The sequence below is a fragment of the Aristaeella hokkaidonensis genome, assembly GCF_018128945.1.
Lineage (GTDB): Bacteria > Bacillota > Clostridia > Christensenellales > Aristaeellaceae > Aristaeella > Aristaeella hokkaidonensis.
In genome coordinates this window covers 2234695-2250054 of the sequence record NZ_CP068393.1, presented here as the reverse complement: position 1 = coordinate 2250054, position 15360 = coordinate 2234695, and the positions used below count along the sequence as shown (strand labels likewise).

Here is a 15360-nt window from a genome sequence, read left to right as displayed (position 1 = left end):
AACCGAATCTTTGTGGTATAATAGTTACCTGATTCAAGCGTTCGAAAAGCTCAAAATTGAAAGGAGAAACACCATGAAGAAAATCACTGCCCTGTTGCTGGCACTGTGCATGCTGCTGGCTGTTGTCCCCGTTCTGGGCGAAGAAAGCCCCGCTGGAAACTGGTATATGTCCCTTGCGGATGTTACGCTCGGATATATCCTGCTGAATGAAGACGGCACCGCGATCGTGAACGTTGCCTCTGAAGAAGACATTGCCGGCACCTGGACGGCCGACGGAAACACCGTCACCATTACGGCCCAGGGCCAGCCCCTGGATTTCACCTTTGACGGTACCTCCCTCTCCAGCGAGATGTTCCCCCTGTCCCTGAGCCGTGAAGAGGGAAGACTCCCCATGTCCGTCATCTCCAAGATGATGAGCGGTGAGGAATATGAGCTGCCGGAAGGCATGACCGAACTGGAAATGACCACCATTGCCATGAATTTTGTGGCTGAATATACAAAGATCATGGAAGCGGCCTCCAACCAGGGCGGCGAAGAAACCGGCACGACCGGCACCACTGAACCGGCTCCGCAGGACGAGGCTCCGATCGTTACCATCGAAAAGAGCACCTTCCGGGTGAACGAAAGCTACAGCGGATTCCGCGGAACCTATATCGCCCGGATCAAGAATGAAAATGAAGTTCCCCTCTTCCTGACCGGCGGCAATATGCAGGTGTTTGATGGAGAAGGAAACCAGGTCGCTGAGGCCAGCTACCTCTCCCGGACCGGTTCCAAGTACCTGGAGCCCGGCGAAACGTCCTTCGTCAGCATGTATGTTGACCTGGAAAGCGACGGAGAATATACCTACCAGGCGAACATTGAAACGAAGACGGAAAGCTATCGCAGCACCGACTATGCTGTGAAGGTTACAGATCCCGTTTTTGTGAAGGTCGAAGGCGAATATAACAGCGATCTCATGAAGGCAACCGTGACCAATGAAACCGAAGCTCCCGTGGCCGGAATCCAGGCGGTTCTGGTGCTGGTGGATGCGGACGGCAACCTGCTGGAGATCGATACCCAGGACCTGTACCGCAATGAGCTGGGAGCCAACAGCTCCATCACCCTGGTCTCCAGCGTGGAAGACCGGACCAAGAAGTTTTACGAAGAAAAGGGCCTCACACCCACTGCTGTGGAAGCCTACGCCTGGGTGGAAAACGACGACTGATAAGCAAACAAAAAAGTATGGCCGCGTTCATTTGAACGCGGTCATTCTTTTTGGCAAAGTATAATTATTGCTTCAGTTGCTTATGTTTCAGATATCATCCCAGGTGATCCAGACAGCGTCACCCCGATGACCATCACGATCTTTTTCCTCATTATGGTTGATAAACTCCCCGGTCTGGGCATTGACATAAGCCATGGAACCTGATGACCAGTCGGGACCTATATCATCCTCCAGCGCCCAGACGGGAACAAGAATCTGCTCGCCCTCCTTATCCTCCGGGTTATACATGGAAACATACACAAAGCGGATCTTGCTGGGTTTGGCACGATAGGAGTATTTACCTGCTTTTTTCCAGGACTGCAATATTTTGTCGAGACCGCAGAGTGGAACATCTTCTGCCAGAACGGCAGTTTCACGGGCAACGTCCAGCACATATTCATACAGGTCAGGGGAGAAGATTGTCATTATTGTATCCCCAAGGGGAACGGGTTTGTTGCGATAATACCGGCTGGGCTGGGTATAACTGATATAATCATTGAACGGAATACCGTAGAAGGTTTGTTCATAATACAGATCATAATATCCGGTTTCATCCAGCGCTTTGCTGGTATCCGGTATGACGTCATCCCTTCCGTAGTGTGCTTTATACTGCCTGGATCTGGCGATGGCACGGCAAAGATGGAAATCCCAGCCGTTTTTTACCCGGTACGCGTCCAGAAGCTGTTCTGCGAAACAGATACTCTCCTCCATGGACAGAGGACTTCCGTCGGCGCGGGCATCCATTCCGTATTGCCCGATACGGGAAGAACTTTTGAAGTATTTTCCAAATAATTCCTCTCTTGAACCAGCTTGCCCGATCCAGCCCGCCAGATACTCATCATCAGAGGTAAGATGCCGTTCCAGTTTTCCATTCTCCGGTGCCGCTGGCATCTGATCCTCCAGGGGAAAGTCGATTTTGATGATCGGCACCCGGTCGACATCCGGAACCTCAATCGGTACGTCGAAATCTCCATGGGCGGCTTTTATGTTCACGGTGCCGCCGTTCTGTGCCATCAGGGCTTCTGCCTGCTTCCGGATTTCGCGGATGGTATAGTATTGTTCTTCAGCTGTCGCAAAGATGGGCAGCAACAATATAAGTGTAAGAAGCAGTATGATCTTTTTCATATATCACCTCTTGAATTAATGCGTCGTTTATTCATCGTCGGGATAATAATTGATAACCTCACCGGTCCTGGCGTCCAGAAGGAGGTAGAAGATTCCATCCGGATCAAAGAGGACGTCCTCATCAAAAGGAAGATCGGAAAAGCTTCCGTCCAGAATGGGATCTATGACGGCATCATAGCCGCGGATCTGCCACACAGGAAGAAGCATGTACTCAAAATCCTGAGAGGGAGCGACATTCAGCTTCCGTGCTGTATCCTGATCGATACAGAAATAACCCAGGTTCATCTCAACAACAATGTGCAATTGGTCTTCCCTGACTCGCTGCTCCAGAATGCTGAAAAGAGCTTCACGGGACAGCAATTCAGTGTCCGGAGAGACGGTTTCGGTTGGCTGCACTGTGCACATCCATAACATATACAGATCTTTGTTTATGAATTTGGTATATCCCATGGTGGCATAGGAATAAACAGAATTACTGTGGGCAACGGTACCGGTCAGGAAAACAGGTATACCGTTGATTTTTTGTGTTATGGTGCATTTCCAGCCATGAGTGTCATTGTTCTTCCAGGGGTTTTCCGGATCTGCAACAATAACCCGGAAGCTTACTTTGCCATCAGGTTTGGTATGCTTTATTGATTTGGTTTTACACAATGGTCCGAGGGCATTGTAACGATACAAGGTAAAATCAACATTTTCCAGGCCTTCTGAATCCAGCTTTTGCCTGATGAAGCGGAGTACGTCGTCTACGCTGATTTCCATATCCGGGAATTCTGCCGGATTATAGATACTTGGCCTGACATAAACGTCTGTTTTTCCGTACAGGTCTTTATCGCTGCCTTCCTGAAAGTCAAATCGATCATCAGCAGCTTGTGTTTCACACAACAGGATGGGGAAGGATTCCACATCCGGGATATTGATCGGGGCATTAATGGAGACTTCTTCACCGTCATTGGTTGTGATGTCACGGTCCCATCGTGCCGGCATGGATTCCCGGAGTTCCCGGATGGAAACCGCCTTGCCTTCTGCCGCTGCGGTGGAAACACATAATATGCCGAGCAGCAGGACAAGCAGCAGGATGCATATGCGTTTCATTGTTATTCCTCCACCCATTGCATCCATGATGCAGGCAGCAGCATCCTGTCGCCCTTTTCATCCGGCGGGTTGGTTGCCTCTCCGGTGAGGGCATTCACAATGATCGGCAGGTATGTGCATCCCATGGCATAATCCGATCCGTTCACAGACGTTGCTCCGTCGTCTTCTTCCTCGGGGTCATCCATCCAGCCAACCGAGACCACCCATGCCGGTACCAGGACATACTCATATTTGCAGCCTTCCGGCAGATCATACTGGGCGTATCCGAGATCCACGCTGAAAACATGCCGGATATTACCGCTCATGATCATTTCTTCGATTTGGGGTTTGACGACATCAAAGGGCAGAAACCGGTCCGGGATTCCCAGTTCGGTCGTTTTGTCCCAAATGGAATAATATCCGTAAAGTTTTCCCGCATCTGTCACTTCTGCGCTGGCAGTTCCATATTTACTTATAATATGATCATGCTTGGTTCGGTCATTCCTGTAGGCGTCGTGAATGCTTCCTGCCACAGGGATTCCGTCGATCACCTGTACACAGTCAAGCTCATAATACCCTTTTGCCTCCAGTTTTTTTCCGGATTTTCTGTATTTTGTCCTGTCATTGATCACAATTTTGTCTATCCGGAAATCCACACCCGGGAAAACTTTCTGAATGTTTTCCCGGACCAGGTTCTCCGCTTCCGCGACAGTCAGGTCATTATCTTCGGTATACGCCTTATCCCTGTCATATTCATATAACGGCCGGTGGGGTGTTGTGACCTTTTCTGCATTGGACAGATCGGGATGGCCTTCGTGGTCCGAAAAAGAGATGTATGTCCGGTATTTGTCATTCAGAAATTTGGAATTGTAGGGAGTGCGGAACAGTTCCTCATATTTCTGCACTTCCTCCTCAGACAAAGGTTCCATTGGTTTTACTGCCAGCAGCGGAATGCTTTCTGTTTCCGGAACAACAATAGCAGTGTTGACCCGAATCGTCCGGCCGCAGGCTTCATACGTCTGTTCCCATACCGGGTCAGTCATGCTCTGCAATTCCTTGATGGATACAGGTGTGGCTTCCGTCTTTGCGGCGGAAACACACAGTGTACTGAACATGATGGCAAGCAATAAACAGCATATCTTTTTCATTGATGTTCTCCTGAAGTGTTATTTTACATCGTCCCAGGTGATCCAGACAGCGTCACAACGGCGGCCTTTATCAAGATCCTCTGCATCAGTATCGATCAGCTGACCGGTTTGCGCATTGACAAGCGCAATGGCATAAGTGATTTCATTCGGTCCGTCATCATTTTCAAGGATCCAGGTGGGAATCAGGATGGTATCTCCTGTTCTGTCCTCAGGATTGTTCATGGCTACATATACAAACCTCAGCCTTGCGGGAGTACGCTTCTCCAGATTGATTTCACTGTTGCAGGAAGCCTTCAAAGCTTCTATGACAGTTGCTAAAGAACAGAGCGGCACATCCTCTGCCAGAACGTCAGCTTCCACACATACATCCAGATTACATGCATAGCATTCCGGAGAAAATATATTGAATGTGCAGCCGCCATGGGGGATTCCGCCGCGCCTGTCATAGCTGCCGGCGGAGGTAAAGGAGTGTTGAATATGATCATAATAGGGAATGCCTCGAAGTATCTGGTCAAAGCTCAGTGAGTAAAACCCATTACGATCCGGCAGCTCTGATGCATTTTTTCCTTTGTACCACCATGAGCGTGTAATGGCACGATGCAGGCGGAATATCCAGTTGCTGTTTGAATTGAGGGCTTTTTCGGCAAATTCGATTGCCTCTGTCATTGTCAGGGGACTGCCGTTTGCCTGTACATCCACTCCATATTCTCCAATTTGCGTAATGCTATAGTCAGTGATTCCGTATAGCTCATTCCGCTGTTTCTGAATAGTCCATCCGTAAAGACAACCGGAAAGTTTTCGTTCTTCCACAATACTGTTTTCAGGCAAAGAAGGAACCATGCCGGAGCTGGGAGTTGTCGCTTTAATTACAGGTACCTGATTAACCTCCGGAATTTCCAGCACAACAGTATTGCGGCCTTTGGATGTCTCAATTTCAATCGATCTTTCAGAACTGTTGCTGTTTATCATACCTTCGGCTTGCTGACGGATTTCACGGATGGTAAAGTATTCTCCTTCACCGGCTGCAATGCCGGGAAGCCATAGCATAAGTGCCAGAATCGCTATTATTCTTTTCACGTTTTCCTCCATAAAGGACAGAGGGCACAGGCGTTCCCGTACCCTCTGAAAAAGTGATGATCAGTCTGCGCCTTTTACCAGTACGGCCTGGCCCAGATCTCCTTTTCCATCATCATTAATGGGAGCCAGATAGAGTTCATCTGGAATGGTTTCCAGATAAGGATACAGGTATTCGGCAGAGTCGTTGCCGTATCCGTTCTGACCATAGAATCCGGGGAATACGACATCTCCTTTACCGTCGACAAGTTCCAGACTCATGAGGTAATCGCTGAACACATCCATGCCGCCATAGGCCCAGAGCAGTTCGCCGTTCTCATCGACATATCCTTCGCCATTCTCGGCAATATAGGCTGCCAGTGCGTCAGGATTCACTTCCAGATCCAGTGTAATATAGGTCATCAGGGGTGTGAAAGTGGCTTCCGATACTTTCGCGGTGACTTCCGGCAGCTTTGTTTCCTTGTCAGGATGGAATTTCCTGACCTGGGATGAAATATCTTTCGCGTCAAAGGTGAAGGTTACGACACCTTTATCCGGCAGCCGGTATTTACCCGTTTCCTGATCATAAATACTGTGCCTGTATTCAGGGGACTGGCTTTCGCCGATGGGCAGGCTGATCTGTACCGGGCCTTCCAGGAAGACGCCTTCATTATCCAGTCTCCAGTATTCCGTGTGGATAATCTCACCCGGAACGGTGCTGCCCATAACGACGCCGCCGGAATTGTCCGGCATATCCATGGCTTCTCCGTTGAACCAGATTGCATCCGCCCACCAGCCGACGTTGTGCGCCATAAGCGCTTCTTCTGCATTGTCCTTGATTCCGTCCACGATTGTATCCGGGGTCATACCTTCAGGAAGATCGTTCCCGTAGAGTTCCGAGGCGGTGATTCCATATACCGTATCAACATCCAGCATCCTGTAACTGTATCGCAGGAACAGGGTTCGGCCGTCGTAGCCGGCTTCCTGAACAGTGATTTCCACATTGTTGACTGTATCCTGATACAGATTGCCTTGCATTAAGCTGTCCGCATTTTTCGGCATATCAGTGCCTGTTAAAAAAGAGAGTGTATCAAACAGATGCCACTGGGTCGCGGCCAGGGCGATGGCGCCAAGCGCCAGGACGATGGCCAGCGCGATGACCAATGTGCGGCGGCTGAACCGGCCTGCGGTCCGGATCGCCTGCTTTGTGCTTTCTTTCATCTGAACCTCCTGTGAAACAATGTTCTCCAGGGTCATTTCCACGCGGCTGTGGAAATGTTCCGGGACTTCAGGGGTTACAGATGCCAGCTTATCTTTAAATTCATTGATCTTCATTTTTCCGCCTCCTCCCATTCCACGAGGAGTGTTCTGCCTATCTGCTTCCGTGCGCTTCTCAATCGGGTCTTGACGGTACTGACCGGGATTCCCAGGTCGTCCGCCAGGTCCTGCATAGAGCAGCCGTCCACATAATGAAGCGTGACAAGCAGGCTGAGCTCCGGTTTCAGTTTTTTCACCGCGTCAAACACAGGGGAGACCGGCTCGGCCGGTTCCGCTTCCTGCGCGGCGGCTTCCTCCAGGGGGCAGAAACTCCATTTTTTGCGCGTGCGCAGCAGATCCTTGCACTGGTTGGTGAGAATCCGGGCCATCCACGGTCTGAACTGTTTCAGATCCCGCAGGGAATCCCGTTTCTCCCAGGCTTTGATCAATGCATCCTGTACCGCATCCTCGGCGTCGGCATTGCTGCCCATGTAGGACCAGGCGATGCGGTATAACAGCTTCTCAATCCGCCTGATTTCCGCCTGAAACGTCAAAGCATCCACGACATCTTTCCCCTTTAGTAATACTCGGTCCGCGCGTCCGCGTTCCGAAGGACATTCTGTACAGCGCTGATTACAGCTTCCGTCTATAAGACGAATGAAAAAGGAAAAAAGTTTGCCTTCAGATAAATTTTCTGAAGGCAAACTCGTTGAAGATTTGAAAAACGCAACAGGCTTATTCCGCGTTGAAAAGCTTTAGCAGTTCTTTCGGATCGCTGCCTTTGGAATAAACAAAGACCTCTTCTTTTTTATACAATCCGTCATCCGGGGAGTTCTCTTCCGGGGGCCTGTTCACGTGAATATACTGATTCGTGTGAAGGCTCTTTAGCATAACAATCTGGGTTGGATAGATATATCCCGGTATTGTAATCCGGAGCGCTTTTTCCATGCCATTGACGGTGACCGGTTCGGCTGAGTCACAATCCCGCAGGACATACACCTCTGAGGGATGTCCGATCAGACGTTCTGCGATCATGATATCCTTTTCCGGATCGTCATAGCTGAAAGTCATTTCATAGCTTGTGATAACCGCTGCGGAATCATCAAAAGTATAGCGGACAAACTGTACAGGGCCATCCTCACCTCTATCGATCAGTTCCGGTGTATTTCCCCAGAGGCACTCCATATATACTTTTGCAGTGAAGGAGGTATAGCCTTCCGGAAGCTGCGCCGGCAGGGTCAGGTAATCAACCCCGGCCACAAATTCCAGAAAATCCCCATAATCGTTGAAGGTTTTCATCCTGTTGCGGGTCGAGGAGGTGGTTGCGTTGTCGGTGGGACTGGTGCACCACACTGAGATGATTACATCATCATTCGGCTCTTCCCGTATCAGTTTTTGCATAAGATCGTTGACTTCTTTCATATTGATGCCGGCTTCCTGGAAAGAATCCGCCATATCAGTGGGCGGTTCGGTGCTGATCACTTCTCCATTCATATTGACATTCTTAAATAGTCTTGTGGCTGAATAGGCCACGGTGCCCAAAGCGAGCAATGCCACCAGCACGAACACCAGGCTCACAGACAGTTTTCTTTTCATTCGGGGTTCTCCTTCCTTCGAGGCAATGACGCGCCCCGCCAGGAAAGGATCGGCTTTTACACCGGAAAGACAGCGGTCCATGGATTCCCGGAACTCGTCCGGCCTGATTTTCTCACTCATCCAATTCTCTCCCTTCCAGCATGTTTTTCAGCTTCTCCCGTCCCCGTTTCAGTCTTCCCGATACGGAGGAATGGGAGAGGTTCAGCGCGTCTGCAATCTCGTTAACATTCATTCCCTGATAGTAGTAAAGGAGGATGACTTCGCGCAGCCTGCGCGGCAGCTTCATAACGGCGGCTGCCAGCTCTTCATCGCGCTCCTCAAGCGGAGGAGCGGCCTGATCAACGAACATTTCCGGAGTGATTTCCCGGTTCATGAACCGGAACCAGCCGGTGCGGTTGATATCACAGCAGATATGCATGGCGATTCTCATCAGCCAGGTTTTCTCACTGCTTTCTCCCCGGAAGGAATCCAGTGCCTGGTAGGCTTTTATAAAGGTTTCCTGAACGGCGTCTTCCGCCAGGGACCGGTCACGGAGGTAAAGGCAGCACATACGCAGCAGCGGCTCCTGATACCGGTCCACCAGGCTGATCAGTTTCTGATCGCGATCCGTGGCAGTGTCAGGGCCCATAACAATGCTCACGTGTCACTCACCTCCTACATTTATACAGACGTATTGAGGAGCTCATTCTGTCGTATTTTATCAAAAAAAGTTTTTGTCTTCAGGATGACTTCCTGAAGATATACTGAAAAACAACCGCTCTCCACCTCGGAGAACGGTTGTATGTTGTGAATGTATGTGTCAAAACACTATATCATTTTTAAGTTATTGAGGAGGCATCCGTGCTTCAGACAGATCTGTCAGCACTTTAGTGCTGGTAACAGATCGTCCATGCAGGTGTCAGCGCTTTAGCGCTGGTAACACCGAGCCATCCACGGCGAATGCCTCCCATGCTACAGCCGTCCATTTATGCGAGCTATAGGCGATGCAGAAATGGAATACGGCGATCGCAAAGTTAGTTTTCAGTATTCATTAGATATTGAGCTTCGATCAATAGCCGATGATCAGTCCGCTTCTTTCAGCGTAGAAGCTGTCCAGGCCGCGGGTGGCCTGAATGAGCACCTGGATGCCGGCATGGGCGGCTTCCAGCGCGGCCTTCAGCGCTTCGGCGTCCTTCAGGTTCTGGCAGTGGCTGATGACAATCTGCTTTCCGGCAAGACCGACCCGGGTGATTTCCTCCACCAGGAAGCGAACCATGCCTTTGCTGCCCCGGGCTTTGCCACGGATGACAATTTCACCTTTTTCATCTCCGGCACCGATGCCCCAGAAACCCAGGTGACCGGCAATGAAACCAATCAGGCGGCCGACCCGGCCGGACTTGATCAGGTTATGGTAGGAGGCCAGTGCGAAGCAGGTATGAATCCTGTTCGCGGTCTCGTTCAGGTCTTTTTCGATTTCCTCGAAGGATTTCCCCGCGAGGATCAGGTCCCGGGCACGCCAGATCAGCATGGCCTCTTCGGGGCCGGTGGCCTTGGTATCGATGATGATAATCTGCTTGTCCGGTTCATCCTCCAGGAGCATATCCCGGCCGAGGCAGGCGCTGTTGTAGCAGCCGGACAGGGCGCCGGAGATGGTGAAGGCAATCACGGGACCGGGCGCGGAAAACTTCTCCCGCCAGGCTTCCGGGGAAGGACAGGCGGTCTGCGCCATTTCATCATGGGTTTCATTGGCTTCCAGCATTTCGGAAACCGGCATATTCTCATCGTCAACATATTCCTTGCCGCCGATCCGGATGGAGAACGGAATCGTGGCGAAATCCATTTTACCTTCCGTTCCTTCCAGCTGATACAGATCACAGGCAGAATCAGCAACCAGATGCCACATAACAGGAACATCTCCCTTCAATCTTCACTGTCTGAATACCGGCACATCGGATTCCGGCGGGCCTGCTGAAAGCAGGGGATACTGATCTTTCACAGCGTCAGACAGTCGGATTACCTTTTATTATACTCTTTAACTTTGTTTTTTTGCAATGCATGACTATATGCCGTCCGTCCTTTTTGTGCTTTTCTTCCGGAAACAAAAAACGGAACGGTTCTGAAACCGTTCCGTATGAATCTACAATCAGAGATTGACGAAATTGACCATGGGTTCCCGGGGCGTCTTGGCCCGTTCGCACTTCAGCTCGTTCAGCATCAGGGCGGTTTGTCCGTCCGGCCCCTGCACCATCTTGCAGCGGGCGGTCAGGGTGAAGTAGGTCTTGTTGTCCGGGGTGCGCTCTCCCTTGCAGACCCAGCCGCAGGGCGCCACGTCGTTGGCGCAGCAGGTCATGGCCTCCCGGGCGAAATAGTAGAAGCCCTTGGGGAATTCCCGACGCTTCCAGGCCTGACCCACAAGGGAAACCACTTTGCCGTCGTAGCGCTCCGGATGCTCCATGCTGTCCACATAGAACAGGCCGAACTGCTCCTCGGAAATCCGGATCACGTCCGCCTTCATGTCATAGGGCAGATCCTCGTCCGTGATGCCGTCGTCCACCGTGCCGTCCAGGTTCTCAAACATGATCGTGGCGGCGCTGTTCATGGCGCGCAGCTGCCGGCGCCAGGAGCTCTTGTTGAAGTTCTCCCCGCAGCGGTTGACATAGATCATGTCCGCGGTCTTCATCGGATCGGTGAGGAGTTTGCGCATGTTGTTCATGTAGTTGTCAAAGGTGGTGGCATCAGCCGTGGTGACCACCTGTGCCCAGTCCCACAGGCGGGGCAGGGTGATCTCGTCCAGCTTTTCCAGACCCCACATGGTGTTGTACTCCATGATGACGCAGGTTGGCTCAATCTCCCGGTCCAGGTCCGCGAGTTTTGAGGTGGTCAGCTCGTCCTTGTTATCCAGGTTCACCAGCACACCCTTGTACTTGTCGAGGCTGTCATCGTCCCACTCGGTTTCGCCTTCCTCGCAGCACAGGATCAGCACCCGGCCGCCGTTGGTAAAGCGTTCGTTGCCCAGGACCGTCAGTCCCAGGGTGGTTTTGCCGCTTTCAATGAAACCGGTGATCAGATAAACCGGAACAAATCTCCTGATCATAAATGAAACAACTCCGTCAGCGCTTTTTCGTTCAGGTCGGCGCCGATCACGCACAGGCGGCCGGTATAGTCCGCGCTGCCGTCGCGCATATCGATTTCGCCGGGTACATAGTCAAACTGGAACCAGCTGCCTGCCGCGTTCTGCAGGATACCCTTGGCCCGCAGCACCTTGCCGTATTCCTCTTCGTCGGAAAGCTTCTCCAGGATGGAACGGATTTCCTCCTGCTCATACCGCTGCGCGGTCTCCAGGCCGATGTTGCCGAACACTTCATCCGCGTCATGGCCGTCGCCGTGGTGGTGATGGTGATGATGGTGGTCATGGTCGTGGCAGCCGCAGGTGCAGCCTTCGCCGTGCTCATGATGGTGATGCTCATGATCGTGATCATCGTCGTCATCGTCATGATCGTGGTGATGGTGATGATGCTCGTGTTCATCGTCATCGTCATCATCGTCATCATCGTCGTGATGGTGGTGATGATGTTCGTGCTCATCCTCATCGTCGTCGTCATGATCGTGGTGATGGTGATGATGCTCGTGCTCGTCCTCATCGTCGTCATCATCGTCATCTTCCAGCGGAGCGAACCAGATGGGCTTGCCGTTCTCGATCACGTCCAGCATGAAATCCGGTTCCATGTCATCCCAGGGGGTGGTGATGATCCGGGCGTCGGGATGCGCTTCGGCAATCAGCTGGCGGCTCTTTTCCACCCGGGCGGCGTCCAGCAGCTGGGTGCGGCTGAAGATCACCGTGGAGGCGCTCTTTACCTGGTCCAGGAAGAATTCGCCGAAGTTTTTCATATACATCCGGCACTTGCCGGCGTCCACGACGGTGGCGCTGCCGCCGGTCTCGATGTCGGAGTGGCGCTCCTTGGCCTTTTCGACAGCGGACAGGATTTCGCTCAGCTTGCCTACGCCGGTGGGCTCCACCAGGATGCGGTCCGGATGATAGGTGTCGATCAGCTGGTCCACCGCGGCCTGGAAGTCTCCGGCCAGGGTGCAGCAGATGCAGCCCGCGTTCAGCTCAGTCACGGTGATGCCGGCGTCCTTCATGAAACCGCCGTCAATACCAATCTCGCCGTATTCATTTTCCAGCAGTACGACCTTCTCATTCCGGAGGCGGCCGGTCAGCAGTTTTTTAATCAGCGTCGTTTTACCGGCTCCCAGGAAACCGGAGATAACGTTTACTTTGACCATTGGTACAGATCCTTCTTTCCTTACAATCGCCGGTTTTATCCGGCGCATTCCTTTTATAGCGCTTGAGCCCTTCTTTGTCAATTGTTTTTGGCCATATAGTAAGGAAAGGAAAAAAACGGCTTATACGTGACAAACCGTACAATTGGTGATATAATACCTTACACAGTTACATGCACATGCTCTTTCAGTGACATAGACGGATTGCTTTGAGACATCCATTCATTTCTTTCAACGGTTTAGCATAAGGAGGAAAAGCCGTGAGATCAACCATAGGAACGGACGTCCGCAGGGCGGCAGCGCTGGCGCTGCTGGCAACGCTGCTTGTGTCCGTTTGCCTGCCTGTACCCGTGAAGGCGGACCAGGCGGACGTTGATCTGATGCTGGCAAACAGCGCTGTTTCGATGCTGAACCTCACAGACGCGGAGGGAAATCCGATCCAGCCGCGGAAAGCGCCGGAAGTGCTGGGCAGAGGAAACCCGGACGTGGCCGGGGTGGAACCGGATTACCGGGGAACCGTCGGATATGTAGCCCTGCAGACCGGCTGGGAGGTCAGCCGCTTCAATACCTTTACAGAGACGCCCTGGATGCTGCCATTGTACAGGCAGGAGGGTGCGAAGTGGAAAGTCGTCGGTGCCGTGGCGCATAAGACGCCGGTGCTGGTTACAGATCAGCAGATTAAGGAAGAGAGGGGACACAAGTTCAGCGGCCACCTGCAGGTAGTCCGCCTGGACACCTTTGAGAAGGCCTGGATTGACGTGATCCATTTCGTCACCGCCCCCTACTGGACGCTGAGTCTGTCAGAGGCCGTCACCTACGGATACTGCATTGCCGTTTACAGCAACACCTCCGGCGTCATGCCGACGGACCGGAAGGGCAACCGCGGCACCCTGCAGGAAGGCACCCGGATCCTGATGTGCGAAAAGCGCACCGCCCGCTACATCAGCCCCGATAAGCAGAACAATCCGCTTCCGGGCATTATCTTCCGGAGCGGTGAGGAGCAGGATTCCTATTACCGGACTTTCCTCTTCTTCAACGCAAACGACCTGACGCTGACCTATTAAGCAACAGAAAAACAGCACGCTGTCCCGAAAACGGGACAGCGTTTTTTGTTGGAGAAAAATGTACATAACGTTGTTGCACAATTTACAGTATTGTTACACCGCGGGCGGCAAGGCTATGTTAGAATCAGTGCAGAGGGAAAGACCAGAGGAGAATAGGTCTGCTTTGGAAGGGGAAACAGAATATGAAGAAATGGATGATCGTGCTGCTGGCGGTGCTGTTGGTTGTGTTGGCTTGCGTGGGATATATCATCTGGAAAAATACTGTCAATCAATCCGCGGCTGTAGAAGAAAAACCATATTCGTTTGAAGAATCAGCAGCGAAACTGATTCCGGTCAATATGAGCTGCGAGGACAAGGGGTTTCGTGTGACAGTGATGGGTGCTTTGTTGACTGATCGGTATCTGTGGATTGAATATGATATTCATGATCTGGAAGGCGGAAGATTGAACCATAATTATATTTTTCAGAATATTGAAGAATGGCTTGACTATAACATGGACATCAAATATACGAGCGGCAGCGCGAACTATGTTGCCGCGGAACCGGATCATAGCTATGTGATACAGAAGTGCATGTATAACCGGATAGACAGTCAGGATACTCTTTCTGTAAAATTGAAGAGCTTACCTGCAATGGAAAAAACAAGTATTCAGATCCTCCCGCTTCTGGAACAATACGGAAAATCCTATGAAGGTGTGCCGGTCCCGAGCGGGAAGGGCTGGCATATGAGTTATCCTACGGATATGGTACCTGATGAAATAAGATTCATCGATAGCAGCCTCTCACTGGAACAGCCGTTCAGTGATGATCCCGCAATGAAGAATCTCCTCCTGGGAGGAATTGGCTGGATTGATGGCCGGCTTCATATTCAGATTCACAACGCGGATAAGAACCTGAAAATAAGTTCAGGAAGTTTCTATACAGGGCCTGTCACGATTCATTCTGCTAACAGAGAATCCAACATTCTTAGCGGGAATACGATCAAATTAATGTGGGATGAAGACAGCGATTACAATATGGACTGGGTGGAATATGCAATAGAATACAAACCGGAAGAGCTGGAAGAACTGGATTATTATCTTGATCTGTACTATATCCGGGAAATCCTGGAGGGAAACTGGGAGTTCAATATCCCGCTGGATCAGATCCGGGCTTCCTCTGATGTTGCTGCTGAATTAGACGCTCAAAAAGATCCTATGGAGGATATCGGGAGGACACACATTTATGTCTACAACGAAACGGGAGAAGCTGTTACAGAAATAAAAATGGGATCGTCAACCTGCAGGCCTTCGGATGGTGAGGGCTTTCCACAAGGATTGTTGATGGGATTCGGAAAAGGATCGGAGAGTGAGAAAGACAGAACATTCTCCTATAAAACAAAGAGCGGATATGAGTATGAAACTACCCTGCATATAGAAGCGGATAAACAGGTAAATCTTACTTTGCTTTCGCAGGAAGATGGCGGCGGGATTAAGCTGACTTATCTGGAACCTGATCCTACAGTTGTTCCGGCAGGGTCATGAGAGTAAAAGGATAGCTGTGT

14 protein-coding genes are annotated in these 15360 nt (G+C 51.3%); 3 read left to right on the top strand and 11 right to left on the bottom strand.

What is annotated here, in order from left to right; all coding sequences use genetic code 11:
* Window positions 1-73: 73 nt before the first annotated feature.
* Window positions 74-1204: a hypothetical protein gene (locus JYE49_RS10280; protein WP_093958622.1), complete on the top strand. Its 1131-nt coding sequence runs from the start codon at window positions 74-76 to the stop codon at window positions 1202-1204.
* An 87-nt stretch (window positions 1205-1291) separates the two neighbouring features.
* Here the strand turns inward: JYE49_RS10280 and JYE49_RS10275 are convergent, their stop codons facing one another.
* The 11 genes from JYE49_RS10275 to JYE49_RS10225 form a co-directional block, all read right to left on the bottom strand.
* The gene (locus JYE49_RS10275) at window positions 1292-2368 is read right to left on the bottom strand and encodes a hypothetical protein (RefSeq protein WP_093958621.1); all 1077 of its coding nucleotides are present in this window, start codon (window positions 2366-2368) and stop codon (window positions 1292-1294) included.
* Between the two features lie 27 nt (window positions 2369-2395).
* Window positions 2396-3460, bottom strand: a complete 1065-nt coding sequence (locus tag JYE49_RS10270; RefSeq protein WP_093958620.1) for a hypothetical protein — start codon at window positions 3458-3460, stop codon at window positions 2396-2398.
* Window positions 3461-3462: 2 nt separating this feature from the next.
* Window positions 3463-4587 (bottom strand): hypothetical protein, encoded by a 1125-nt coding sequence (locus JYE49_RS10265; RefSeq protein ID WP_093958619.1) that lies wholly within the window; start codon window positions 4585-4587, stop codon window positions 3463-3465.
* A gap of 18 nt (window positions 4588-4605) precedes the next feature.
* Window positions 4606-5664: a hypothetical protein gene (locus JYE49_RS10260; protein ID WP_143754561.1), complete on the bottom strand. Its 1059-nt coding sequence runs from the start codon at window positions 5662-5664 to the stop codon at window positions 4606-4608.
* Between the two features lie 60 nt (window positions 5665-5724).
* The gene (locus tag JYE49_RS10255; protein ID WP_093958617.1) at window positions 5725-6975 is read right to left on the bottom strand and encodes a hypothetical protein; all 1251 of its coding nucleotides are present in this window, start codon (window positions 6973-6975) and stop codon (window positions 5725-5727) included.
* Window positions 6972-7460 carry an RNA polymerase sigma factor gene (locus JYE49_RS10250; protein ID WP_093958616.1) on the bottom strand — a complete coding sequence of 163 codons (489 nt, stop codon included), beginning with the start codon at window positions 7458-7460 and terminating at the stop codon, window positions 6972-6974. Before JYE49_RS10250 ends, JYE49_RS10255 begins: the two co-directional genes overlap by 4 nt.
* 172 nt (window positions 7461-7632) lie before the next feature.
* The gene (locus JYE49_RS10245; protein ID WP_093958615.1) at window positions 7633-8613 is read right to left on the bottom strand and encodes a hypothetical protein; all 981 of its coding nucleotides are present in this window, start codon (window positions 8611-8613) and stop codon (window positions 7633-7635) included.
* On the bottom strand, window positions 8606-9133 hold the full coding sequence (locus JYE49_RS10240) for a sigma-70 family RNA polymerase sigma factor (protein ID WP_283399487.1): 528 nt from the start codon (window positions 9131-9133) through the stop codon (window positions 8606-8608). The genes JYE49_RS10245 and JYE49_RS10240 overlap by 8 nt, the downstream gene beginning before the upstream one ends.
* Before the next feature lie 408 nt (window positions 9134-9541).
* Complete coding sequence (locus JYE49_RS10235) at window positions 9542-10375, bottom strand: DegV family protein (RefSeq protein WP_093958614.1); 834 nt, start codon at window positions 10373-10375, stop codon at window positions 9542-9544.
* A gap of 240 nt (window positions 10376-10615) precedes the next feature.
* Window positions 10616-11566: a TIGR03943 family putative permease subunit gene (locus JYE49_RS10230; protein WP_093958613.1), complete on the bottom strand. Its 951-nt coding sequence runs from the start codon at window positions 11564-11566 to the stop codon at window positions 10616-10618.
* On the bottom strand, window positions 11563-12756 hold the full coding sequence (locus JYE49_RS10225) for a CobW family GTP-binding protein (protein WP_093958612.1): 1194 nt from the start codon (window positions 12754-12756) through the stop codon (window positions 11563-11565). Before JYE49_RS10225 ends, JYE49_RS10230 begins: the two co-directional genes overlap by 4 nt.
* A gap of 257 nt (window positions 12757-13013) precedes the next feature.
* Here JYE49_RS10225 and JYE49_RS10220 point away from each other — a divergent pair, with 257 nt between their 5' ends.
* Together JYE49_RS10220 and JYE49_RS10215 are read left to right on the top strand one after the other, a co-directional pair.
* On the top strand, window positions 13014-13817 hold the full coding sequence (locus JYE49_RS10220; protein ID WP_093958611.1) for a hypothetical protein: 804 nt from the start codon (window positions 13014-13016) through the stop codon (window positions 13815-13817).
* Between the two features lie 194 nt (window positions 13818-14011).
* A complete protein-coding gene (locus JYE49_RS10215) occupies window positions 14012-15340 on the top strand; it encodes a hypothetical protein (RefSeq protein ID WP_304582795.1) in 1329 nt (442 codons plus the stop codon).
* Window positions 15341-15360: the final 20 nt, after the last annotated feature.